This is a genomic window from Paracoccus marcusii, assembly GCF_028621715.1.
GTDB classification, from domain to species: domain Bacteria; phylum Pseudomonadota; class Alphaproteobacteria; order Rhodobacterales; family Rhodobacteraceae; genus Paracoccus; species Paracoccus marcusii.
Genome location: NZ_CP117466.1, coordinates 959050 through 982619, shown reverse-complemented (window position 1 = coordinate 982619; position 23570 = coordinate 959050). Strand labels below are relative to the sequence as shown.

The window sequence follows — 23570 nt, the reverse complement described above, 5'->3', positions numbered from 1 at the left end:
GGCGCGGCGCCGGGTCAGACCCGCTCCTCATCATCCTTGTGCAGAAACACCGAATCCAGCCCCATCCGCGCGGCGATGGCGGGCCACAGGCGCTCGATCAGGTGGTACTCGGTGCCGTCGGTCGGGATCGGTTCATTGGGCCAGGGGTGGTCCTCTCCGAACAGGTCCAGCATCTGCCGGGCGACATCGGCTTTGGTCCAGAACATGTTGCCCACCGGGAACAGCAGCGGGTTCTGCGGCATCGGTCCCGGAAAGCGGTCCGCGATGCCCGCCAGCAGACGCCGCGAATCGTCCCAGGGCACGAAATGCGGCTCGAACGGCGCGACCAGGCCCACGTCGGGGTCGGCGATCCGGCGGACGGCCCAGGACAGCATGTTCTGGTCGCCCAGCAGGATGCGATGCAGGAAACGCCGCCAGACATCGCCGTGCGAGGTCGTCTGGACCGACTTCTTCTGATGCAGGTGGCACCAGATGCGATCGTCGCCCGCCAGGCCGTCGCGCCCGAACAGCCGCAGGAAGGGCAGGATGTCCCGGCCCTGGTTGGGCACCAGCTGCGTCTGGATGGTCAGGCCGCGGTCGGCGCCCATCTGGCGGATCCGGTCGGCCTTGGCTTCGGTATCGGTGGTCACGACGATGCGCGAGGCCCGTGCGAAGGCCGCCTGATCGCGCAGGTCGTCATCCAGATCGTCGATGTAGAACGCATGGACGTGGATGGCAAAGTCCGCCACCCCAGCATCGTCCGGCGCGATGGCCCGATACTCCTCCAGGCGCAGGCGGCGGTGCACCCAGTTGTCGGATGCGGCGACGGTCGTGCGCGCGTCGTCCACGTCGCGCCACAGCAACCGGCGGCCATAGCGGAACAGCTTCTCGCGTTCCTGCCGGCGCAGGGGGCGGTCGGCCTCGGACTTGGTGAACAGCAGCGGGATGTCGATCCGGCTTTCGCCGAGGACGAAGTTGCGCTGCTGCACCAGGCGGTCGTGCAAGGCGCCGCGCATGCGGTGGAACAGTCGCGGCCCATCGTCATCGGCGGCGGGCAGGTCCTGGTCCGGCGTTCCCGTCTTGCGGGGCAGCGCCAGCAGGGCCCGGACCGCGGCGGCCGGGTCGGCATAGGGGGTGCGCGTGATCCGGTCGGATCCGCGATACCGGTCGTCGGCAAAGCCCGTGGCTCCGTCGAAGCAGACCATCGTCTGGCCGCGCCGCACCGCGTCGAAGACCACGTTCGGCAGCGGGTCCAGCCGCGAGGACAGGAACATCGAATCCGCAGCGTCCATCACGTCCAGATACAGCGGCCCCGCCGGCAGCATGAACAGGTTGCCGTCCGGCCGGTTCGCGCCGACTTGGCGGAGGTGATAGTCGAACCAGACGCCGAACCCCATGTCCTGGTGGTTCCGGCCGTCGCCGATCCAGACGAACACGGTGTCGGGGTCCGCATTGGCGCAGATCTGCGCCGCCTGCACGAAGATGTCGGTGCCCTTGCGCCACTGGACATGGCCCGCGCCGCAGACGATGCGCGCATCCGCCAGATCACGGCCCAGGGCCGCGGAAATCCTGCGCCGCGCCTCGACCCGGCGCCGTTCGGTGACCTGCCCGTCGATCAGCGGGTGCTGGGGAATGATGGTGCTGTCAGTCGCGGTGTCGAAGTCGACATCCGCAAGGCGCCCCTGCCAGCTGTCACGGACATGTTCGGAGGAGAAGATCAGCAGATCCGCAAAGGCCGCCATGTACAGGGACTTCCATGACGGGAACGTATAGTCCGAATATTCATGGATATAGGCCGCGAACGGCACCTGCTGTGCGACCAGCGGATGGATGAACGGCGCGCATTCGACGGAATTCAGGATCGCATGGTCGATCCGGCGGAACACGTCGGCGTTCAGGTAGGGCATCTCGCGCAGCGGGTTCTGGGTCACCAGCGCGCCGCAGCAGTGCGGCAGGAACTGGTCCAGCAGGTCCCCGCCGCGCAGGGCGGCGACCGCAACGTTGTGGGTCCGGCTTGCCTCGCGGACAAGATCGCGCCCGACGACGGGCGCGCCGGTGCGCGACATCTCGTGGACGCAGATCAGGACGGTGGGCAGTTCGGGCCGGAACACCTGCTGGCCCCGGTGCAGTCCCTTGCGCAGATCCGAAAGGGTGCGGCGCCCACCCTCGACCGATCCGAAGCGCAGATAATGCATCAACGGGTTCATCCCCGCCGCCTCGATGTCGGGATACCATTCCAGATAGGCCGACATCGAAAAGTCCGAGATGGCCGCATCGACCGGAGCGCCCAGCAGGATCGCCTCGAACGCCAAGTGCAGGGCATCGGGATGCCCGGCGTCGATCGCCGCGCGAATGCCCGGGTCCGTGACCAGCCTGTCCAGGGCACCGTCGATATGGGGCGCCTGTCGGCGCAGGAGACTGTAATATGTACCGTTGCGGCCTTCGGCCTTTCCGCAGTCGACGAAATGGCGCAGCAGCGCGGCATCGTCACCGTCGATCTCGGGATAGGTGCGGGCGTAGAATGCCGGGTCGAAGCGAAAATCAGGGCGTCGGTCCGCGATCCCGGCGCGACCGACAATGGCCGTCCAGATGTCGTTCAGTTGTGGCATTCAGGCTCCTGCAAAGGCGGCGGCAAGAAAGGCAAAGCGCCGGTCGTCCGACATCGACCGGCCACAGAGATCGCGTGACAGCGACATCAGCAGCGGACTGCTGGCAATGATCGGCGCAATGCGGAATGCGGTCACGGTTCCGTCCGCTTGCGCCGACCAGGCGACGGGGGCATCGCCGGAAAAGGCAGTCTGTTCGTCCTGCGGTTGACGATAGCGCAGGGCGCACAGATGTTCGGCGAGAAGCCGCTGACAGAGGCAGGCGCAGTCGGCCAACATCTGAAAGGCAGATGGCCGGGGGGTCAGGTGGGTAAAGCGCAGAACGGTCCCGCCGACCCGACCCGGCCCGGGGTGCAAGGCGGCGGCATCGAATGCTCCCACCGGCCCGGCAAGCACAAGGAAGTCGTTTTCTTTCAAAAGCTCGGCAGACAATGCCTGTGCCTGCTGGCTTGCCTTAGCGTGTAGGATCAACACTATGCCTGCTCCCTCGGGGTGACCTGTTCCGCCGACGCGGTGCTGTCCAAAGACCCGGATTGCGGTGACCGTACAGGGCTTATGGCCAGCCCTGCAGTTGTTTGCAATGCAGCATGTTTCCGGTATGGGTGATCGTGCCAAGGCCACGTTGCGCCGCGCATGTCAGTCACGATCAGCCCGCGTTTCGACGGAATACCGCGACAATAACGGATTATCATTCATGAACCGAACCCTAGTGATCGGCGGCTGCGGCTTCATCGGATCTCATATCGTCGACGCGCTTGTCGCACGCGGACACAACGTCCGTGTGCTGGACATGAAACCTGAAGCCTTCCGCCCCCCCCTGCCCGGGGTGGAATACGTCAAGGGCAGCTTCTCATCCGAGGATGTCCTGAAGGTTGCCCTGCGCGATGTCGATTCAGTGATCCACAGCGCCAGCACGACGGTGCCCGCGACCTCCAACCTGAACCCTTGCGCCGACATCGAGGGCAACCTGATCGCGACCGTCCGGCTGCTGCACGCGATGCGGGCCCGCAACATCCACAAGCTGGTGTTCCTGTCGTCGGGCGGCACCGTCTATGGCGTGCCCCAGTGCGAGGAGGTGCCCGAAAGCCACCCCCTGCAGCCGATCAGCTCCTACGGGATCGTCAAGGTCGCCATCGAGAACTATCTGCACATGGAGCGCAAACTGCATGGGCTGGATTTCGTCGCCTTGCGGGCCTCGAATCCCTATGGCCCGCGCCAGGGTCATGCCGGCCTGCAGGGCATCATCGGCACCTATCTGTGGAAGATCGCCCGCGGCGAACAGATCGAGGTATGGGGCGACGGCAGCGTCATCCGCGACTTCATCGACGTCCGCGACCTTGCGGCGCTGTCGGCGATCGCCCTGGAATCGCCGATCAACGGTTGCTTCAATGCCGGTTCGGGCGAAGGCGCGTCGGTCAAGCGCATCGTCGAGCTGACGGCACAGATCACCGGGCGGGATCTGTCGCCGCTCTATCGACCCGGCCGCGGCTTCGACGTGCCCAGGATCATCCTGGACATCGCGCGCATTCGAAAGGCGGTCGGATGGAACCCCACCATCCCGCTGGAGCAGGGCATGCGCGACAGCTGGGACTGGATCTGTCAGCAGCAGCAGGTTTCAGCCGTCGCCTAGGCGGCGGCCTGTTGGCCTGCACTTCCCGGCACGCTATAGCATCGGCCAAAGCATGACGGACTGTCGACCATGCGCAAAGGCGGGGCGGGGCAATGAGAATTCTTCTGGTGGGTGCGGGACTGTCCGGTGCCGTGATCGGGCGGGAGCTGGCCGAGGCCGGGCATGACTGCCGCATCATCGACGCGCGCCCCCATATCGCCGGCAACTGCCATACCGAACGCGATGCTGACACCGGCGTCATGATGCATGTCTATGGCCCGCACATCTTCCATACCGACGACGAGGGCGTGTGGGATTACGTCAACCGCTTCGCGCGCTTCATGCCGTTCCAGAACCGGGTCAAGACGACCGCGCAGGGCCGGGTCTATTCGCTGCCGGTGAACCTGCTGACGATCAACCAGTTCTTCGGCACCACCCTGCGCCCCGAGGAGGCGCGCGCCTTCATCGACTCCAAGGCCGACACGACCATCACCGATCCGCAGAGCTTCGAGGAGCAGGCCCTGCGGTTCGTGGGCCCGGAACTCTACGAGGCCTTCTTCAAGGGCTACACCGAAAAGCAGTGGGGCTGTTCGCCGACCGAACTGCCGGCGTCGATCCTCAAGCGGCTGCCGGTGCGGTTCAACTATGACGACAACTACTTCTTCCACCGTTTCCAGGGGATGCCGCAGGACGGCTATACCGCGATGGTTGCGGCCATCCTGGACCATCCGCGGATCACGGTAGAACTGGGCACCGAATACAGCGCCGAGATGGCGGCAGAGGCCGATCACGTCTTCTGGTCGGGGCCGCTGGACGGATACTTCGACTACCGCTTGGGTCGCCTTGGCTATCGGACGCTGGATTTCGAACGCTTCAGCCATGACGGCGACTATCAGGGCTGTGCGGTGATGAACTACGGCGACCGCGACGTGCCCTATACCCGCATCACCGAGCACAAGCACTTCAGTCCCTGGGAGAGCCACCAGGGGTCCGTCTGCTATCGCGAATACTCCCGCGCGGCAGAGCCGGGCGACACGCCCTATTACCCGATCCGCCTGGTCGAGGAGAAATCCCTGCTGGAGCAGTATGTCGACCTGGCCCACGACACCCCCGGCGTGACCTTCGTGGGCCGCCTCGGCACGTATCGCTATCTGGACATGGACGTGACGATCAGAGAGGCGCTAGACACGGCAAATCAGTTCAACACGCATCAAGGCCAAGGCCGGCCAATGCCCGCAATGGTCGGATTCTGATCATATCGCAGGTCACTAGAGGCGCACCATGCATCGTATCAAGCTGAACCCGCGCATCCGACACCTTATGGACGATTCCAACATTCACCCCAATCTGGGGTGGGACAGCATCAAGGCAATCGCGTTCGACAACACGCTGCAGGTATCGGTGTGGTCGCGTCACTCAAAACCGGGACCGAACGTAGTCGCCCTGTCTTCCCTAGGATACATGAGTTACACGAACTCTCCTGCCGTACGCATTAAAACCGGTGCGTATTGCTCGATCGCGCCGGGATCGGCCGTCATGGGGGATGCCCACCCCATCGATCGCGTGACGACACACCCGCTAACCTATGGAAAATTCTATCAGGAAGCTGCCCGAAAGCTTGGTGCGGTATCCATGAACATGGTGTCACCCTTTCAAGGCAGACCGGCACCGGTGATACTTGGCGACGACGTGTGGATCGGTGGAAACGTCACCTTCGCTGGTGGGGTCAGGATCGGTACGGGCGCCGTTGTGGCAGCGAGAAGCGTGGTCACCAAGGATATACCGCCCTATGCCATCGCCGGCGGCGTGCCCGCGCGCATCCTGAGATACCGGTTCCCGGATGATGTAATCACAGCCCTGCAGGAAACGCGCTGGTGGGATTACCAGCTAAATGACATCGCGCAGTTCGATTTCAACGATCCTATGACGTTTTGCGCCACGTTTATGGAAAAGCGGGACACCATCGCGCCGCGTCGGGACAAGTACGTAACGGCAGCGGAACTGCTTGCATTGGCCTGAGCGGTTCTAGGCCGCAGGTATTTCTAGGTTGGCTAGCCACTCACGCTCCGCATCGGTCAACCGTGATCGACCGCCTATGGCACGCAGGCCAGCCAACGCAGCCCGCGCGGCTTCGAGTTCGGGCACGGGCCGCAGCAACGCCATGTCTTCCAGATCTGGATAAAAACGATTTACACCTGATAACGTCGACAGGTCATCAGCGACGGGTCGGAACCGCTCGACCATCATGTCACGCATAGTCTGACCGAACACCTCCACCTCCCTGTCCGCGACGTGGTCAACTTCCTCGCGCATCGCTATCAGCCAAGCAACCATAGACCGCGCCGATTCTTGCGGCAGTTGATGCAGCGCAAGCCGCGCGATCTCGGCGAAGGCCGAAGGCACGGACGGGTTCATCATTCCAGGCATGACCGCCATGTCAGGGATGGGAATTCCTGTTCGTGACATGAAATCGACTACGGATCCTCCACTTTTCTGGATATCCGAGAAATTGCGCAGTACGAGTTCGGCCCCTTCGAACCCCCCTTCAAGCCAGCCGCGAACCAACTTTGCTTGTTGGAAATGCGCAGTCTCTAGATAGGCATTCAGCGCCCCGGCGCGCAGAGGAAGCATCTTCTCGCCGAATTTCAGCCGCTGGCGGTGCCACGATGACAGATAATCATCGGGTCGACGCAGGCTGCAGTACAATTTGACGTCATGGGACCGAAACCGGTTATGAATCCGTTTTACGCTTTTCCGCTCCTTGGTCATTCCTAGAAGGGCAAAGACCTCAGAGCACAGGACCATTGTCTCGGGCTGGATAGCATCCAACTGGTTCTTGATCATTTCGAACATCTGCAGGCCCGAAGGGGCATGCGGATAGTAGGGAGGGACGCCGTGGCCATCCTCCTCGTTCTTCAACCTCAGGGCCAGTGCATTATGAGGTTCGATCACGTTCAACGTCTGTCCGCGGAGGTCTTCGTCACGTCCGGTAAGGCTGAGACGAATTGCACGGGCCGCGGCCTGTGATTCGACACCGGGATAGAGAACACCCTTGCGCAGCAATGCAAGCCAGTTGCGGGCAAAGTAGTGCTGAATGGATGTCGATCCGGTCTTGAAATGACCGATGAACATAATGGTTTTCATCTGGAACTGCTTTTGCCAACAGAGGGTGTCATTCGAATGCCATCAAACGCGCTCAATGGCCGGGCGAAACCCCAAGCCTTTGATGATCGCGCCATAGATCTGGCGGCGCAGGGATGAGGGCACGTCGCCGCGGCGCATCTGCCCCCGGACCCCATAGGCATAGGCCAGCACGCCCATCAGGCCCATCTCGCGCCGGCGCCATGAGGTTTCGTTGCGGGCTCCGTACTTGAACTTCCACAGGCTCTTGTCGTCGACCAAGCCGAAGTTCACGCCTCTGTTGTCGGGCGTGTCGTGGACCACGACGCTTTCGGGCACGAAGATACCCGGATAGCTGCGCGCGATGCGGCGGGTGTATTCGGCATCGTCGAACCAGATGAAGTAATCCGCGATCGGCAGGCCGTGTTCGCTGACGGCCCAGCGCGGGATCATCACCGACACGAAGGACGCGCTGTCCACCAGCGCCCAGGCACTGCCCGGCCGCACGAAGCGTGCCCAGTCCCACACCGTGCGCGGACAGTTCATCTCGCACAGCGATCCGTCGATCCACTCGACCCGCGAACAGGCAAAGCTGGGGCGCCAGCCGTTATCGGCCTGGAAACTCGTCAGGGCCCGATGCAGGGATTGCAGGGCGTCCGGTCGGGGATAGGCGTCGTCGTCCGACACCCAGAAATACTGCGCGCCCATCTGGTAGGCTGCCTTGATCCCGGCATGAAACCCCCCCGCCCCGCCGACATTCGCCGGCAGCCGCAGGTGGCGGATGGTCGGGTCGGCGTCGGCCCGCGCCTGCACCAGCGCCGCGGTGTCGTCGGTCGAGGCATTGTCCACGACCAGCACGATGTCGGGGCGCATAGTCTGCGCCGCCAGCGCGTCAAGCACCGCCATCAGCTTGCCCGAGCGGTTGAAGGTGACGATGACCGCAGCCGTCTTGTTCAGGACGCTCATGCCGCGTCCCTCTGGGCCAGACGGCGATAGACGGGCATCAGCACCTCCTCGGCGGTCGGATCGGCGGTCAGACGCGTCCACGCAGCCTGCAGGGCGTCCTTGTGGCGCGCCAGGGTGCCTGCATCGCGCCACATCGCGTCGACTGCGGCCACGGTGCCCGCCACGGCCGCACGCGGCGCCAGCGGCACCAGCAGGCCGTCGGGCAGCACCTCGTCCTGGGATCCGACGCGGGTCGAGATGGGGATGCAGCCATGGGCCACGGCCTCGTAGCAGACCAGCGCCAGACCCTCGTTGTTCGAGGGAAGAAGCAGGATGTCGGACCGTTCCAGCAATGCCGGGATGTCGGTATTGCCGGGCAGCAGGTCGACCTTGGACGACAGACCGTGCTTGCGCAGAAGACGCGTCAGCGTGCCGTCATAGGGACCTTCGCCGACGATGGTTGCGGTCAACGTGACGCCGTTCCGCCCGGCCCAGGCATTCAGCGCGCGCAGGGCCTCGACCACCACGACCGGACGCTTCTGATAGAACAGCCGCCCGATGAAGCAGGCATGCAGCGTTTTCTGTCCCGCCTGCAGGCGCAGCGGCGGCAGCGCATCGTTGTTCTTGCGGTCCAGCATGCGGCCCAGGACGACCTTGCCCGCCGGGGCATGGAAGCGGTCGCGGAAATAGCGGACCAGTTCTCCGCTGATGACATGCTGCATATCCAGATAGTTGGACCACACGCCCGAGATCCGCGGATAGCCGCCATTCGCGTGTTCGACGATATGCGTGCTGTCGATCGTCTGCACCCACGGCATGTGCATGCGAAGCATGGTCAGGCTTTCGTACAGCGGCGTGCAATGGTGGATGTGCACGGCGCGGATGTTTTCCGCCATCGCCAGCCGCTGGACATAGCGCGGCCACAGGTGGTGCGGCAGATAGCGATCCAGCCGGATGAAGGTCAGGTCCGGATGGTCGGGCAGCTTGTCCGCCAGCCGCTGCACGGCCGGAACCGACGCCACGACGAACACCCGCAGCCCGGCCGCCAGCGCCCAGCGCATGGTGTCGAAGCCCAGCTTCTCGGCGCCGCCCATCTCCAGCCAGTGCATGCCGATCAGGATGGCGGGACGCTTGTCGCTGTCGGGCGCCACGGGCGCGGGCAACAGGGCCGAGCCGTCGCCCAGGGGCATGGCCGTCTGGTCCGTGCGTCGGTCGGCCTGCCGCTTGCGAGCCATCTCGGCACCATAGCGCACCTGTTCGTACCACAGCGGGCTGGCCCGGAACAGCGCGCCCAGACCGCGCATGGGCCTCCAGGGCGAATCGATCTGCTTGATCTCTCCGGGCAGGGGCAGGCGCGGGATGGCCAGGCGGATGGTCACCTGCGGCGCGCCGTCATAGGCGCCCGGCCGGGTCAGGGTGCCCAAATAATCCGCACCCAGGTCCTGGGGACGCGGATTGTGCGGACCCTCGATCACCTCGGGGGCGGCCCAGATCGGGTTGTTGCCCTGCGACAGGACGAAGAACAGCTGCTGCGTGGGAAACAGCAGCTCATAGATCGAACGGGCCTCGGCGATGCCGGCGGTCAGATGGGCCACCAGCGCAGGATCTGCGGGCGTGTGCGAGGCAAGGTCGGACATGGGCGAGGTCAATCCGTCTGTCGGGAGGAAGGGTCAGTCGATCAGACGCAGCAGATAGGCCCCATAATCGTTCTTGGCAAACTTTGCCGCACGCGCGCGCAGCTGGTCAGGCGAGATCCAGCCGGCCTCGAAGGCGATCTCCTCGGGGCAGCCGGTCTGCAGACCCTGGCGGTTCTCCAGCGTGCGCACGAAGTTGCCTGCATCCAGCAGGCTGGCATGGGTGCCGGTGTCCAGCCAGGCAAAGCCGCGGCCCATGCGTTCGACGGTCAGCGACCCGTCATGCAGATAGCTTTCCAGAAGGGTCGTGATCTCCAGCTCTCCGCGATCGGAGGGCTGGACGGCGCGAGCCCGTTCCGGCGCGGTGCCGTCCAGGAAATAGAGCCCCGTCACGGCATAATCCGACGGCGGCACGATGGGCTTTTCGACGATGGCGCGGGCCCGCATCTGGTCGTCGAAATCGACGACGCCATAGCGTTCGGGGTCCGACACGCGATAGCCGAAGACCGTGCCGCCCCCGTCGCGCGCATCTGCTGACGCCAGCAGTTCCGGCAGGCCGTGCCCGAAGAAGATGTTGTCGCCCAGCACCATCGCGGACGGTGCGCCCGCCAGGAAGTCCTCGGCCAGGATATAGGCCTGCGCCAGGCCGTCGGGGCTGGGCTGCACGATATAGGTGAAGCTGATTCCCCACTGGCTGCCGTCGTCCAGCAGGCGGCGGAACTGATCCTGATCCTCGGGGGTGGTGATAATCGCGATCTCGCGGATGCCGGCAAGCATCAGGACGCTGATCGGATAGAAGATCATCGGCTTGTCGTAAAGCGGCAGCAGCTGCTTGGACACGCCCATGGTGATCGGATACAGCCGGGTGCCCGATCCGCCGGCCAGAATGATGCCCTTGCGCTGTGTCATGCCTTGTCCTTCAATTGATCCAGAACGCGGGCCAGCCCGGCCCGCCAGTCGGGACGCGCGATCCCGAGATCCCGCGCGATGCGTCCGCAATCCAGCCGCGAATTCAGCGGGCGCGCGGCGGGCGTCGGATAGTCGGATGACGGGATGTCCGCCACCTGCGCAGCCAAGCCCGCCTGCGCCATGATCTGGCGCGCGAAATCGGCCCAGGAGGCGTCGGGTGTGCCCGCGAAATGATAGATCCCGCCCGTGGTGTCGGGCCTGTCGCGCATCACGCGGATCATCCGCAGGCAGGCGGCCGCGATGTCGGCGGCAGGCGTCGGCCCACCGATCTGGTCGGCCACCACGGTCAGGCGGTCGCGTTCCGCGCCAAGGCGCAGCATCGTCTTGACGAAATTCGCGCCATGGGCGGAGAACACCCAGGAGGTCCGCATCACGGCCCAGGCTCCGCCCGCGGCGGCCACGCCCTGCTCTCCGGTCAGCTTGGTCGCGCCATAGACGCCCAAGGGCGCCGTGGGCGCATCCTCGGCCCGCGACCCGTCGCCCGAGCCGTCAAAGACATAGTCGGTCGAGATGTGCAGGAACGGGATTCCCAGATCCGCGCAGGCCTGCGCCATCGCGGCGGGCGCCTCGGCATTGACCAGGCGGGCGGTCTCGGCATCCGTCTCGGCCCGGTCCACGGCGGTGTAGGCGGCGGCATTGATGACCGCACGCGGACGCGCCGCGCGGATCAGGGCGGCGCAGGCGGCGGGATCGGTCAGGTCCGCCCTGTCGCGGCCCACAAAAGTCGCATCGGGCGCCAGCGCGGCCAGTTCCCGCGCGACCTGGCCGGTCCGGCCAAAGACCAGCAGGCCCTGCATCAGGCCGTCCCCAGACGCTTGCCCACGCCGTCACGGTCCAGCAGCGGCTGCCACCAGTCGCGATTGGCCAGATACCATTCGACGGTGCGGCGCAGCCCCTCCTCGACCGTCACGGACGGGCGCCAGCCCAGTTCCGTGCGGATGCGGGTCGGGTCGATTGCATAGCGGCGGTCATGGCCCGGACGGTCGGTCACGAAGGTGATCAGGTCCGCATGCGGCGCGCCCGCGGGGTGCAGCTCGTCCATATGGGCACAGATGGTGCGGACCAGGTCGATGTTGGTGGCCTCGTTCTCTCCGCCGATATTGTAGCTGCGGTTCAACTGGCCCTTTTCCAGGACCAGCAGAAGCGCATCGGCGTGATCCTCGACATAGAGCCAGTCGCGGATGTTGCCACCGTCGCCATAGACCGGGATCGGCTGGCCCGACAGCGCCTTGAGGATCACCACAGGCACCAGCTTTTCGGGGAAATGATAGGGGCCGTAATTGTTCGAACAGTTCGTCAGCACGACCGGCAGGCCATAGGTTTCGGCCCACGCGCGGACCAGATGGTCGGACCCTGCCTTGCTGGCCGAATAGGGGCTGCGCGGGTCATAGGGCGTGGTTTCGGTGAACTGCCCCGTCTCGCCCAGCGACCCGAAGACCTCGTCGGTCGAGATGTGGTGAAAGCGAAAGCTGTCGGGGCGCCCTTGGGCCGTCCAATAGGCGCGCGCAGCCTCCAGCATGTTGAACGTGCCGATCACGTTCGTCTCCACGAAGGCCGCAGGGCCGTCGATGGACCGGTCCACATGGCTCTCCGCGGCCAGGTGCATGATCGCGTCGGGGCGGTGCTGCGCCAGGATGCGGTCCAGCGCCGCGCGGTCGCGGATGTCGGCCTGCTCGAACGCGTAGCGGTCGGACTGCGCGGCCTCGGCCACGTTCTCCAGGTTCGCGGCATAGGTCAGCGCGTCCAGGTTCACGACATGATGCCCACGTGCGATCGCCAGACGAACGACGGCAGAGCCGATGAATCCGGCGCCGCCGGTGATCAGGATCTTCATGCCTGCTCCTCAAAGACGAAGGGCGATTTCAACTCTGCCAGCGGCTGCGCATTCCGATCCTTGTCGGACAGCAGCGGATCGGTGACGTCCCAGTCGATGCCGACGCTGTTCCAGGCCACCGCCCCGTCCGACGCGCGGTCGTAATGGGCCGTGCACTTGTAGACGATCTCGGTATCGGGTTCGCGGGTGACGAAGCCGTGAAGGAAGCCTGCAGGAATCCACAGCTGGCGGCCGTTCTCGAAGCTCAGCTCGGTCCCGAACCATTGGCCATAGGTCGGGCTGCCCACGCGCACGTCCACCGCCACGTCGAACAGCCGGCCACGCCCGCAGCGCACCAGCTTGCCCTGCGCGAAGGGGGGCGACTGATAATGCAGACCCCGCAGCGTGCCGGTCTGCGCGGACATCGAATGGTTGTCCTGCACGAACTCGGGCAGCACGACACCGGCATCGGCCAGCGTCCTGCGATTCCAGCTTTCCGAGAAGAAGCCGCGCGCATCGCCATGACGGGCCGGCGTCAGCAGCAGCACTCCGGGCAGCGGGGTTGTTTCGATCTGCATCTTTGCCTCGGGCGGTTGTCCTGCACGATGTCTAGGGGCATCGACGCGCCTTGTCAGCCCCGTCCGGCACGGAAAACCAGCATGGGTGGCGGTTGCTGCACAAATGCCCTTCGTGGTATCGCGCGGTCGGACCCGGCCGCAGCCTGCCGGCAGATGACATGATCGGCACGCCATGGCCCATACCCGACCCTCGATCGCCGCCGTGGTGGTCACGCACAACCGGCTGGACAAGCTGACTGTCACGGTCGCGCGCCTGCTGGACCAGCCGGTCGATCACGTGATCGTGGTCGACAATGCCTCGACCGACGGGACCGAAGACTGGCTTTCGGCGCTGGACGACCCGCGCCTGCGCGTCCATCGCAGCGCCACGAACCAAGGCGGGGCGGGCGGGTTTTCCGTCGGCATGCAGCTTGCGCGAGACGAGGCGCAGGCCGACTGGACCGTGGTCATGGACGATGACGGTCGCCCCGCGCCCGGCGCCATCGACGCCTTCCGGGCGATGGATCTGTCGGAATGGGACGCGATCGGCGCCGCGGTGCATCACCCCGACGGCCGCATCTGCGAGATGAACCGCCCCTATCGCAACCCGTTCTGGAATCCGGGGGCCTTCCTGCGCACCCTGGCGCGGATGCCCCTGGGCCGCGGCCGTGCCGGGTTCCACCTGGGCGACGGTGATTACGGAACCGGGTCACCGGTCGTGCCGGTGGACATGAGCAGCTTCGTCGGCCTGTTCCTGTCGCGCGCGGCGCTGCAGCGGGCCGGGCTGCCCGACCCGCGCCTGTTCATCTATGGCGACGACCAGCTGTACACGCTGCAGATGCGCCGTGCCGGACTGCGCATCGGGTTCGCGCCGCAGGTGCGGTTCGATCACGACACCACGGCCCTGCAGGCGCAGGGTGGTGTCGTGCTGCGGCCGATGTGGAAGGTGTTCTACATGTATCGCAATGCGCTGATGGCCTATCGGGTGGCGGCGGGACCGTGGTTCTGGCCGCTGGTCCCGGTGCTGCTGCGCAAGTGGCGGCGCAAGGCCGCGGATTACGGACCGGACGCCGCCTTGTTCCGAACCATCCTGGATCAGGCAGTGCGCGACGGGCTTGCGGGCCGGATGGACCGCAGCCATGACGACATCCTGCGACTGTCGCGCAGCGACGCGCCTTAGTCCAGCTGGCCGGCGATGGCACGGCCCAGCGTGAAGATGCGCTGTTCCAAAATCACCGGCGTCTCGCACACATAGGTCAGCGACTGCTGGCGTTCGGTGAAGATACGCTGATCCCAGTCCAGGGCCTTTTCCTCGGCGTCGATGGCGTCGAAATCGGGGGCCTCGGCGGCCTCCATTTCGGCCATGCGGGCGCGGCGTTCCTCGATCCGTTCGGACAGGTCCACCTGCGACCGGCCATAGCGCGCGATGCCCGCGATCAGCGCGCTGCGGTCGCTGTCGATCCGGTCGAAGATCGCCTGCATCAGTGCGACCAGATGCGTGTCTGGGGCCTCGGCTCCGAATTCGGCGATCTCCGTCTCGGCCTCCTCGATCGGCAGGCGGCGCTGTTCCAGGCGTTCGGCCAGGCGGGCGATGTCGGGATCGCGGGCAAGGGCCAGCGTCTCGTCGTCCGGGATGGGGCCGGTCCAGACCTGGCCCATCGACAGATGCGGCTGCTTGCGCTGGATGCAGGGCCAGTCGGGATCGGTCCCCGCCGCGCCGAAGGCGGGACCGGCCAGCAGCGCCAGGGCCAGGGTGATGCGGATCATGCGGGACCTCCTTTCCGCCGGGCCCACAGGCCCTTTTGCGGATCATACATGAAGACCGCCGCGCCGAAGAACCCCGCCAAACATCCTAGGACCACCGCCAGGGCGGTCCAGTTCACCTGCATGTACAGCGCAAACCGGATCAGCTCGACCGCGTGGGTGAAGGGATTGACGGCGCAGATGTCGTGCAACAGCGGGCTGCTTTCGCGCATCCGCCACAGCGGGTACAGCGCGGACGAGGCAAAGAACATCGGGAAGATCACGAAGTTCATGACGCCCGCGAAATTCTCCAGCTGGCGGATCGCGCTGGACAGGAACAGACCCATCGCGCCCAGCATCAGCCCCGACAGGATCAGCGCCGGGATCACGGTGACATAGCCCCAGACGGGCGGGCGGATGCCCCACCAATACGCGATGGCCAGGAAGGTGAAGACCTGGATGATCGACACGATCACCCCCGCGATCAGCTTGGATCCCAGCAGGTACCAACGCGGAAACGGGCTGACCAGCAGCGTGCGCATGGCCCCGGTCTCTCGGTCGTAGACCATCGACAACGACGACTGCATGCCGTTGAAGAGCTGGATCATCGCGACCAGGCCGGGGGTCACGTAGACCTCGTACAGGACATAGGTCTGATAGGGCGGCGTGATCGACAGACCCAGCACGGCGCGGAACCCGGCGGCAAAGATGAACAGCCAGACCAGCGGGCGCACCAGTGCCGCCAGGAAGCGCCCGCGCTGGTTGACGAAGCGCAGCGTCTCGCGGCGCGCGATGCCCAGAAAGGCGGTCAGCCAGCCGCGGGGGCGGTCGGTGGGTGCGGTCATGGCGCGACTCCGGTCAGGTCCAGGAAGGCGCGCGTCAGCCCGTGCGGCCCGGCGATGTCGGCGGCGCGACCCTGGCGCAGCACCCGGCCGCGATGCAGGATCACCAGGTCGTCGGCGGGGTCGATCTCGTCCATGATATGGGTGGCCCACAGGGCGGACACGCCATCGCGGGCGATCAGGCGGCGGGTCAGGGCCAGCACCTCGGCCCGGGACTTCACGTCCAGGCCCACCGTCGCCTCGTCCAGCAGCAGCAGGTCGGGGCTGTGGATCAGGGCGCGCGCGATCTCGGCGCGGCGCGACTGGCCGCCGGACAGGGCGGTGACGCGGGTGTCGGCCTTGTCGGCCAGATCGACCTGGCCCAGGACCTGTTCGATGCGTGGCCTCGCCAGTCTGCCGGGTATCCCGTGCAGGCTGGCGTGATAGATCAGGTTCTGGCGGATCGTCAGGTCGGCATCCATCGCGCGGCTTTGAAAGACCACGCCCAGACGGGCCAGCGCCTGCGACGGTTCGCGCCGCAGGTCGTGCCCCGCCACGCGGATCATCCCCGACCGGTTGTTGTAGAGCCGCGTCACAAGCGAGAACAGCGTGGTCTTGCCCGCGCCGTTCACCCCCAGAAGGGCGGTGAATCCGCCGCGCGGCACCGTCAGCGACACGTCGTCCAGCGCCTGCACGGCACCGAAATTGTGGCTGACACGGTCGATCTGCAACGCGGCGGTCAATGAACCCTACTGGATGTTGAAGACGGCTTGCAGACTGTCGCCCGAAGAACCCGGCACTGACAAGGTGTATCGACCGGGCAGCACCGCGACGAAGCTGAGGACCGCCGTGCCGTCGGCATCGAATTCGATGCTGTGCACGCCCATCGGCCGGATCTCGGTGTCGCCGATGACGATCTCGTTGATCCAGATCGCGCGGAAGAAGTCGCCGCCCGACAGGGCCAGCTCCTGGCTGCCGTCGGCCACGATGTTGATGCGATAGTAGCCGCCCGACTTGATCGTGTATTCGCCGCCTGCGACGGGCTGGCCGGATGCCAGCGTCAGGGGCGCCAGGTCGGTACGGTTCTCCCGCGCCAGAAGGCCCGAGAAGCCGTAATCAAACATGCCGGTCGCGTCATAGGTCCCCTCGGACGGAGCCTCCTCCTCCTCGTCGTCATCATCCTCGTCCGCCTCGACGGCCTCGCCCGATTGGGTGCCCGCCTCGGCAGGTTCGCCCACAACGGCATCGCCGCCGGGTGCCTGCTCGGCAGAGGCGTCGGAGGCCGCGGCATCCTGGGCGGTGGCGGGCACCGCCAGGATCAGGGCCAAGGCGGCACCGGACATCAGTTTCGTCAGCGTGGTCATGGAATCTCTCCTCCTCAGGATATGCAGGGATGCCGGATCAGTCCGGGGCGACGACGACACCCCAGGGCTGCTGCCCCACGGGAACCGAGCGGACGACCTCGTTGGCGGCCACGTCGATGATCGACACGTCGTTGGAATTGCCGTTGGTGGTATAGAGGTATTTCTCGTCCGGGCTGAAGGCCAGCTGCCAGACCCGCTGCCCGACCAGCAGGTAATCGGTCACCTCGTCGGTGGTGGCGTCGATCACGGCAACCCGGTTGGCCGGCCCCAAGGCCACGAACAGCTTGGACCCGTCGGATGTCACGCGGGCGCCGACCGGCTGGATCGCCTCGGGCAGGACGCCGGGGATGTCGAAACTGATCTTCTTGGTGATCGTCTGCGTGGCCGGGTCGATCACGCTGACCGTGCCGCCGATCTCGGACGTCACGTACAGCTTGGTTCCGTCGGCGGTGTACTGGGCAAAGCGCGGGCGGCTGTCGACCAGCACGTTGGCGGTGATCTGGAACGTCTCGGTGTCGATGAAATGCGCCATGTTCGTCGTTTCCGACGTGTTGATCACGACCTTGCCATCGGGGCTGACGCCCATGCCCTCGGGCTCGACGCCGACCGGCACCTCGGCCAGCATCTGGTGGGTCTTGGTGTCGACCACGGTGACGATGTTGTCGTCCTCGTTGGCGATGAACAGCGGGTTGCCCGACGGATGCAGCACGAACAGCTCCGGGTCTGGACCCGACGGCAGGGTGTGCATCTCCTCCATCGTCTCGGAGTTGAAGACGCGCACCAGGTTATCGTCCGACGCGCAGACATACAGCTCGGTCCCGTCGGGGCTGATGGTGATGCCGCGGGGGCGGTTGCCCACGGGATAGGTCCCGATGACCTCGAACGTCTCTCCGTCCAGGACGGTGACGTCGTTGCTGCGCTCGTTGGTGACGAAGACGCGGTTCGCCAGGGCGGGTCCGGCGGCAAGCATCAGCGCAAGCCCGGTGGTGGCACTCAGAAGATGTCGCATGCGGCCTCTCAGAATTGGCATTGGGTTTCGGGGCGGTCGACGCCCAGCGTGTCCAGCTGGCTGGTCTGATGCAGGTACTGGTCCTGCGGGCTGACCGAGGTGGTCAGCACGCCGGTGGTCAGCAGGATGGGTTGGCGCACCTGGTGGTCCCAGTCGCGCACCGTCAGGGCCTGGCCCTTGAACCCCGCGACGTCGAAATCGGGGGACAGGATGAACTCCTTCAGCGCGGCGGGGTCGCCGGAATTGGTGCGGGTCGCCGCCTCTCCGACGATGCGCAGCGACAGCCAGGTCTGGTAATCCTCCTCGCGGATCGGGCGGGCGGCCAGCTTCTCGAAGCGGTTCTGGAACTGGGTGCCGCCCCAGGCCTCCATCGCCGGGTGCCAGCTGCGCGGAACCAGCCCGGCGGATCCCGCCACCGGGCGCGCGTCCCAGGTCAGATAGGGCAGATAGGCGGCGAAGACGTCCGCCTCGTCCGCGGCAATGACCACATCATGGTCCGCGGCGCGCTGCGTAAAGACGGGCATCTGCGCCTGGACCTGCACATGGCCGCTGTCGGTGCGGCGCGCGCCGCCGGTATCGGTGTATTCGCGTTCCTCGACGATCTGGGCGCCGAACTTGGCGGCGCTGGTGCGCCAGGCCTGGGCCAGGGCTTGGTCCTCGGGGTGGCTGCCGTGGATCAGGAACCAGCGGGGCCAGTTCTTCCACATCAGGAACTGCGTCATGGCGTCGGTCAGCATCGCGCGGCTTGGCGCGACGTGGATCGTGTTGAACCGGCAATCGGTCCCGCGCAGGTTGTCGCCGCGCGCCATCGCATTGAAGACCATCGCCCGGTCCCCCGCCTGATCGGCCAGGGCCAGGGTCGTCGCGTCATCGGCCAGAAGCACGATGAACTGCACCCCCTCGTCCAGCAAGCGTGCCATCTCGGCCTCGGCGGTCTCGGGGGTGGCAGCCACCTCCTCGGCCTCGAAGTCCTGGCCCATGAAGCGGCCGGTGGTGTCGTTGTCCTCGATCGCCAGGCGCGCGCCTGCAAAACCCAGATCGGCGGGCATCAGGTCCAGCCGCGAGATCGGCGGCAGGCCAGGGTCGTCGACCCGCAGCACGGCCGTGCGGATCTGCACCGGGTCCGGGGTCTGGGCCGCGACGGGCTGGGCCAGTGCCACGGCACCAGCCAAAAGTCCCATGATTCCTTTGAACATTTCGTCTCTCCCTGCAGGCATGGTGGGGGGTGATCCGGGATGCGGCAAGCCGGTTATTGTTCCCGTTTCGTCCGGGAACTTTTTCCCTCAACCCAAAGTCGGGGGCGGCTGCACCTTTTGTCTTAATGGACGCCTGTCCGACCCCGGCGCATGGTCGGGGAATGACCCGTTTCGGCCTGATATCGACCTTGCTGCTGGCCCCCATGGCCGCCCTTGCCCAGCCGGCACCGCCCCCGGGGACCGCGACCTGGTTCGGCCTGCATTACATCGACACCTCGACCGAGGGAGCCATCAACGGCGTCCGCGCGGACGAGACCGCGCGCATCGCCATGGTCGAGGATTTCATCGCCGAAGACCTGACCGGACGCGGCTTTGCCCTGACCCCGCCCCCGGCCGAGGCGGTGGCGGGCATCCTGAACCCGGTCCGGTCGAACGGCGCCGATACCAAGATCGCCCGCGGGATGGGATCGGACTATGCCATCGCCGGAGAGGTGCAGAAGGTCTCCAACCTGATCCAGTCGGTCAATCTGACCCTGCGCGATACCGAAACCGGAGAGACCGTGCGCGCCGGATCGGTCGAGATCCGCGGCAACACCGATGACGCGTTCCGGCGCGGCTACAGCTATCTGCTGAGAAATGTGATCTTTCGGGAGGAACGGAAGGAATGAGGACGACGACAGTTCTGGCGGGCGCGCTTGGTGCGGTGCTGGCCCTGACGGGGATGGCGGGGGCGCATGGCCCGTCGCGCCTGAAGACGGAAAAGACCGTGACGCTGGATGCCACCCCCGCCGAGGTATGGGAGGTGATCGGCCGCTTCGACGACATGAGCTGGCATCCGGTGGTCGCATCGACCGCGATGACGCCCGAGGGCGCGGCAGCGGACGTTCCCGACGAATCAACCCGCGTGCTGACACTGAACGGCGACGGGGCGCCCACCATCACCGAACAGCTGATGGCCATCGACAACGACAAGATGATGTACAAGTACATGATCACCGAGGTCGACACGGCGGTCCTGCCGGTGACCAACTACTCCTCGACGCTGCAGGTCAGCGACAAGGACGGCAAGGCCGAGGTCCTGTGGAAGGGCGGCTTCTATCGCGGTTTCCCGAACAACGAACCCCCGGCCGAACTGAACGACGATGCCGCCATCGCAGCGGTCGACGGCGTCTATCAGGCCGGGCTGGACGCCCTGGCGGAACGCTTTGGCCGCGTCGAATAGGTGCGGGGCGCGTTCTTGGCGCTGCTGCTGACAGGGTCCCCGGTCTTGGCCGGGGATCTTGCGTTCGTGACCTCGCAGAACGCCGATGCGTTGTCGGTGATCGACCTGGGGACGGGCGCGATCATTGCGACGGCCGACATTCCAGATGCCCCTGCGCCTGTAGCCTATGACCCGCAGGTCGGACGCGTCTATGTCATTGCCGCCGACAGCGGACGCCTGCACGTGTTGGACGAAGACGCCTTGCCCTTGGCCCATCGGGACCTGGGCGCCGGGGCCTTCGGATTGGCCGCGGCGGGCGATGGCGGGGTCTTCGTCACCGACTGGTACGGTGCGCGGCTGACCCGGCTGGACGCCGACCTGCAGCCGGTCTGGAGCGCGCCAACCGGCGACGCGCCGGCAGGCGTGGCGACCGACGGTATGGGCCTGGTGGCGACGGCCGATCGTGATTCGGATCAGGTCAGCATATTCGACGCCGGAACCGGGGCGCTGCTGCATCGCGTGGCGACGGCCGGGGCGCATCCCTTCGGCGTGACCTTCCATGACGGACAGCTGTTTTCGGCCGATGTACAAGGGGATGTGGTGTCGGTCATCGATCCTGTCGCGGGGCTGCTGACGGGCCAGGTGCCAACCGGCAGCCATCCCTATGCCGTCGCCTTTGCCGGGGGGCGGGGTTTCGTCACCGACCAGTATGACGGCACCGTCACCGTGTTCGACGCAGCCACGCTGGACCCGGTGACGACCGTCACCATGGGCGATTATCCCGAAGGAATCGCGACCCTGCCCGACGGCAGCGGCGTCGCGGTCGCGAACTGGGATTCGGACACGCTTACGATTCTGGACGCCAAGACGCTGGTGGTGACGCACAGCATCGACGTGCCGTCAGGTCCCCGCGCCTTCGGCAGCTTTACGGGGCGACAGGCTCCACGGTGACCAGCGGCTGGCCGGCCTGTTCCCAGGCATCCGTACCGCCGGGGAACCAGATCACCGGGTCAAAGCCCCATTCGACCGCCCGCCGCGCGGCGTTCCAGCTCATCCAGCAGTCGGACCGGCAAAAGATCACCACGGGGCGATCGGGATCGCCGGCCTTGGCGCGGGTCAGGCCGTCGCGCAGGCGCGCTTCCTCGGCAGGGGACAGGGCTTCGTACCCGGTGTCCCACAGCCATTCGGCGCCGGGAATCGAGCGGTGGGGCGGCTCGTTCCAGATCGTCCCCTCTGGAAGGCCCGCGGGCTTGGCCTTGGGCCGCGGCAGCACGTCCAGAAACGCCGCCTGCCCCTGCAGGGCGATGGCCTGACCCACGTCGATGACCTGCGCCCCGGCCAGCGTTGCAGGAACCGGAGAGCGGTAGGGTTCGCCGTGATAGGTGTCGGGCTCGGGCACGGTTTCGGCCCGCGCCGCGGGTGCCAGCAGCAGCGCCAGCGTCAGCAGCCGGATCACGGCAGCACTTCCTTGCCATAGTCGTCGACCAGCGGCACCCCGGCATCGTGCAGGATCTGGTTGATGCCGTCCTGATTGCGACGGATCAAGCTGTTCAGCTCGCGCTTCCATTCCTGCTCCTCGGGGCGCACGCCCATGGTGATGCGGAAGAACAGGCGCGGCGACGCCTCCTCGTGCAGCAGGGGCGTGAATTGCAGGTCGGGGTCGTCCTTGACGCGCGGTCCGGCCAACGGGCCCCACAGCACGGCGGCGCCCGTCGCACCGCTGCGAACATCCTCCAGCAGATCGCCCATCGGATCCTCGACCCGGCGGTCGACGAACAGGTCCGCGCCGCGCATGTTGGGCGCCAGACCCGCCCGCGCAAGATGCGTGGCAGGCGGCGTGCCCGCCACGACGCCGATGCCGACCGCCTTCAGCGCCGGGTCGCTGAGGCGGTCAACCTTGGCCAACGAACCGTCCCTGCGCGTCACGATGCCATAGACCGAGGTATAGTAGTGGTTGGTGTTCTGGACCAGTTCGTCCCCTTGGGCATAACCGATCACCACGTCGCAGTTGCCCTCCCGCAGGGTGCGTTGCACGAACCCCATGCCCGACGGGAACCAGAAATAGGTCACCGGCAGTCCAAGCTGCTGGCCGAAGAACTCGGCCAGCTTGTTCTCGAACCCGCTGCCGTCGCGGCTGGACATCGGCGCATTCGCGGGGTCGGCGCAGACCCGAAACTGGGTGGTGGAGCGCAGATCCGCCACCTGGGCCGCGGCCGGGGTGGACAGCACCCCCACCGCCAGCACCAGCCCGGCAAGGCGTCCTAGGGCCGTCAACTGGACATGCAGGAATCTTCCTGCGCGGTATACTCTTCTGACTTGTCGGCGCGTTCCGCCGGACGACCGCGACCGATCTCGCCGGTGCCATGCGCCAGCAGATAGACATAGATGTCGTCGATATAGCACCAGACGTTCTTGTTGGTGCCGAAGGCGGGCATGACTGAGTTCGTGCCCTGCCGGCCCGACGCCACGGTCTGCATGAAGTCGTAATAATCCATGCGCAGCACCGATTCCTTCAACGCAGGGGCGTAGGTCGACCCCTCGCCGTCAGGACCGTGGCAGACATGGCATTCCGCGTGATAGCGGCGGAAACCGTTGAAGGTCGCGAAATCGACGACGCCATCCTCGACCTTGAAGGTCGGAATGCCCTCGTCATTGCGCCAGCGGCCGTCCAGCTCCTCGACCGGGGTCATGTCCTGGCCGTTGGGCAGGACATGGGCGCCTGCCGCTGCGGTCTCGGTCCCTTCGGCGGCTGCGTCGGCTGCAGGTTCGGCGGCTGCGGCATTGGCGGGGGCCTCTGCCGCGGCATCACCCGACACGGCGGCGGCCGCACCAGCGCCCGCGTCCGCCGGGGGCGTCGTTTCGGTCTGCGCCCAAGCCATGCCGGCCAAGGACGCGCCCAGGACCAGCGCCGTGAGGCTGGTGATGGCTTTCATGTCGGAAGTCCTCCCAAAGTCGTCTGTCTCCTCAGACGGTTCCGCCCCAGTCTAGTGCTGGGGCGGCGCCG

General features: G+C 66.1%; 25 protein-coding genes. 7 read left to right on the top strand and 18 right to left on the bottom strand.

What is annotated here, in order from left to right:
• Window positions 1-14: 14 nt before the first annotated feature.
• The gene (locus PRL19_RS04775) at window positions 15-2588 is read right to left on the bottom strand and encodes a rhamnan synthesis F family protein (protein WP_273744059.1); all 2574 of its coding nucleotides are present in this window, start codon (window positions 2586-2588) and stop codon (window positions 15-17) included.
• Entirely contained in the window at window positions 2589-3059 is a 471-nt protein-coding gene (locus PRL19_RS04770) for a hypothetical protein (protein ID WP_273744058.1), read from the bottom strand. It abuts the gene before it with no gap.
• 220 nt (window positions 3060-3279) lie between these two features.
• On the opposite strand from PRL19_RS04770, the gene PRL19_RS04765 reads away from it, so the two are divergent.
• From PRL19_RS04765 to PRL19_RS04755, 3 genes are all read left to right on the top strand, one after another.
• Window positions 3280-4215 (top strand): NAD-dependent epimerase/dehydratase family protein, encoded by a 936-nt coding sequence (locus PRL19_RS04765; RefSeq protein WP_139598255.1) that lies wholly within the window; start codon window positions 3280-3282, stop codon window positions 4213-4215.
• A 92-nt stretch (window positions 4216-4307) separates the two neighbouring features.
• The gene (glf, locus tag PRL19_RS04760; protein ID WP_273744057.1) at window positions 4308-5447 is read left to right on the top strand and encodes a UDP-galactopyranose mutase; all 1140 of its coding nucleotides are present in this window, start codon (window positions 4308-4310) and stop codon (window positions 5445-5447) included.
• A gap of 28 nt (window positions 5448-5475) precedes the next feature.
• On the top strand, window positions 5476-6213 hold the full coding sequence (locus PRL19_RS04755; RefSeq protein ID WP_273744056.1) for a CatB-related O-acetyltransferase: 738 nt from the start codon (window positions 5476-5478) through the stop codon (window positions 6211-6213).
• Between the two features lie 6 nt (window positions 6214-6219).
• Here the strand turns inward: PRL19_RS04755 and PRL19_RS04750 are convergent, their stop codons facing one another.
• The 7 genes from PRL19_RS04750 to rfbC are packed head-to-tail and all read right to left on the bottom strand — an operon-like array spanning window position 6220 to window position 13253.
• Window positions 6220-7338 (bottom strand): hypothetical protein, encoded by a 1119-nt coding sequence (locus PRL19_RS04750; RefSeq protein WP_273744055.1) that lies wholly within the window; start codon window positions 7336-7338, stop codon window positions 6220-6222.
• Window positions 7339-7380: 42 nt separating this feature from the next.
• The gene (locus tag PRL19_RS04745) at window positions 7381-8280 is read right to left on the bottom strand and encodes a glycosyltransferase family 2 protein (RefSeq protein WP_273744054.1); all 900 of its coding nucleotides are present in this window, start codon (window positions 8278-8280) and stop codon (window positions 7381-7383) included.
• Complete coding sequence (locus PRL19_RS04740) at window positions 8277-9896, bottom strand: glycosyltransferase (RefSeq protein WP_273744053.1); 1620 nt, start codon at window positions 9894-9896, stop codon at window positions 8277-8279. The genes PRL19_RS04745 and PRL19_RS04740 overlap by 4 nt, the downstream gene beginning before the upstream one ends.
• A 33-nt stretch (window positions 9897-9929) precedes the next feature.
• Window positions 9930-10802 (bottom strand): glucose-1-phosphate thymidylyltransferase RfbA, encoded by an 873-nt coding sequence (gene rfbA / locus PRL19_RS04735; protein WP_217845164.1) that lies wholly within the window; start codon window positions 10800-10802, stop codon window positions 9930-9932.
• Window positions 10799-11659, bottom strand: a complete 861-nt coding sequence (gene rfbD, locus PRL19_RS04730) for a dTDP-4-dehydrorhamnose reductase (RefSeq protein WP_273744052.1) — start codon at window positions 11657-11659, stop codon at window positions 10799-10801. The genes rfbA and rfbD overlap by 4 nt, the downstream gene beginning before the upstream one ends.
• On the bottom strand, window positions 11659-12696 hold the full coding sequence (gene rfbB / locus PRL19_RS04725) for a dTDP-glucose 4,6-dehydratase (RefSeq protein WP_273744051.1): 1038 nt from the start codon (window positions 12694-12696) through the stop codon (window positions 11659-11661). Before rfbB ends, rfbD begins: the two co-directional genes overlap by 1 nt.
• A complete protein-coding gene (gene rfbC / locus PRL19_RS04720; protein ID WP_273744050.1) occupies window positions 12693-13253 on the bottom strand; it encodes a dTDP-4-dehydrorhamnose 3,5-epimerase in 561 nt (186 codons plus the stop codon). The genes rfbB and rfbC overlap by 4 nt, the downstream gene beginning before the upstream one ends.
• A gap of 172 nt (window positions 13254-13425) precedes the next feature.
• On the opposite strand from rfbC, the gene PRL19_RS04715 reads away from it, so the two are divergent.
• Complete coding sequence (locus tag PRL19_RS04715; protein ID WP_273744049.1) at window positions 13426-14412, top strand: glycosyltransferase; 987 nt, start codon at window positions 13426-13428, stop codon at window positions 14410-14412.
• Here PRL19_RS04715 and PRL19_RS04710 read toward each other — a convergent pair.
• From PRL19_RS04710 to PRL19_RS04685, 6 genes are read right to left on the bottom strand one after another with little or no spacing between them, the layout of a single operon-like run.
• Window positions 14409-14999 (bottom strand): hypothetical protein, encoded by a 591-nt coding sequence (locus PRL19_RS04710; RefSeq protein ID WP_045981878.1) that lies wholly within the window; start codon window positions 14997-14999, stop codon window positions 14409-14411. The genes PRL19_RS04715 and PRL19_RS04710 overlap by 4 nt on opposite strands.
• A complete protein-coding gene (locus PRL19_RS04705) occupies window positions 14996-15820 on the bottom strand; it encodes an ABC transporter permease (protein ID WP_045981879.1) in 825 nt (274 codons plus the stop codon). Before PRL19_RS04705 ends, PRL19_RS04710 begins: the two co-directional genes overlap by 4 nt.
• Window positions 15817-16539: an ABC transporter ATP-binding protein gene (locus PRL19_RS04700; RefSeq protein ID WP_273744048.1), complete on the bottom strand. Its 723-nt coding sequence runs from the start codon at window positions 16537-16539 to the stop codon at window positions 15817-15819. The genes PRL19_RS04705 and PRL19_RS04700 overlap by 4 nt, the downstream gene beginning before the upstream one ends.
• A 6-nt stretch (window positions 16540-16545) precedes the next feature.
• Entirely contained in the window at window positions 16546-17160 is a 615-nt protein-coding gene (locus PRL19_RS04695) for a cupredoxin domain-containing protein (RefSeq protein WP_273744047.1), read from the bottom strand.
• Window positions 17161-17197: 37 nt separating this feature from the next.
• Window positions 17198-18169 (bottom strand): YVTN family beta-propeller repeat protein, encoded by a 972-nt coding sequence (locus PRL19_RS04690; protein WP_273744046.1) that lies wholly within the window; start codon window positions 18167-18169, stop codon window positions 17198-17200.
• A gap of 8 nt (window positions 18170-18177) precedes the next feature.
• On the bottom strand, window positions 18178-19350 hold the full coding sequence (locus tag PRL19_RS04685) for an ABC transporter substrate-binding protein (protein WP_045981882.1): 1173 nt from the start codon (window positions 19348-19350) through the stop codon (window positions 18178-18180).
• Between the two features lie 176 nt (window positions 19351-19526).
• Between PRL19_RS04685 and PRL19_RS04680 the strand changes: the two genes are divergently transcribed.
• The 3 genes from PRL19_RS04680 to PRL19_RS04670 are packed head-to-tail and all read left to right on the top strand — an operon-like array spanning window position 19527 to window position 21517.
• On the top strand, window positions 19527-20033 hold the full coding sequence (locus PRL19_RS04680; RefSeq protein ID WP_273744045.1) for a DUF3280 domain-containing protein: 507 nt from the start codon (window positions 19527-19529) through the stop codon (window positions 20031-20033).
• Window positions 20030-20587, top strand: a complete 558-nt coding sequence (locus tag PRL19_RS04675) for an SRPBCC family protein (RefSeq protein ID WP_045981884.1) — start codon at window positions 20030-20032, stop codon at window positions 20585-20587. The genes PRL19_RS04680 and PRL19_RS04675 overlap by 4 nt, the downstream gene beginning before the upstream one ends.
• A gap of 45 nt (window positions 20588-20632) precedes the next feature.
• The gene (locus PRL19_RS04670) at window positions 20633-21517 is read left to right on the top strand and encodes a YncE family protein (RefSeq protein ID WP_273744044.1); all 885 of its coding nucleotides are present in this window, start codon (window positions 20633-20635) and stop codon (window positions 21515-21517) included.
• Here PRL19_RS04670 and PRL19_RS04665 read toward each other — a convergent pair.
• The 3 genes from PRL19_RS04665 to PRL19_RS04655 are packed head-to-tail and all read right to left on the bottom strand — an operon-like array spanning window position 21492 to window position 23499.
• Window positions 21492-22022 (bottom strand): PQQ-dependent catabolism-associated CXXCW motif protein, encoded by a 531-nt coding sequence (locus tag PRL19_RS04665; RefSeq protein ID WP_273744043.1) that lies wholly within the window; start codon window positions 22020-22022, stop codon window positions 21492-21494. The genes PRL19_RS04670 and PRL19_RS04665 overlap by 26 nt on opposite strands.
• A complete protein-coding gene (locus tag PRL19_RS04660) occupies window positions 22019-22840 on the bottom strand; it encodes a quinoprotein dehydrogenase-associated putative ABC transporter substrate-binding protein (protein ID WP_273744042.1) in 822 nt (273 codons plus the stop codon). Before PRL19_RS04660 ends, PRL19_RS04665 begins: the two co-directional genes overlap by 4 nt.
• Complete coding sequence (locus tag PRL19_RS04655) at window positions 22837-23499, bottom strand: c-type cytochrome, methanol metabolism-related (RefSeq protein ID WP_273744041.1); 663 nt, start codon at window positions 23497-23499, stop codon at window positions 22837-22839. Before PRL19_RS04655 ends, PRL19_RS04660 begins: the two co-directional genes overlap by 4 nt.
• Between the last annotated feature and the right edge of the window lie 71 nt (window positions 23500-23570).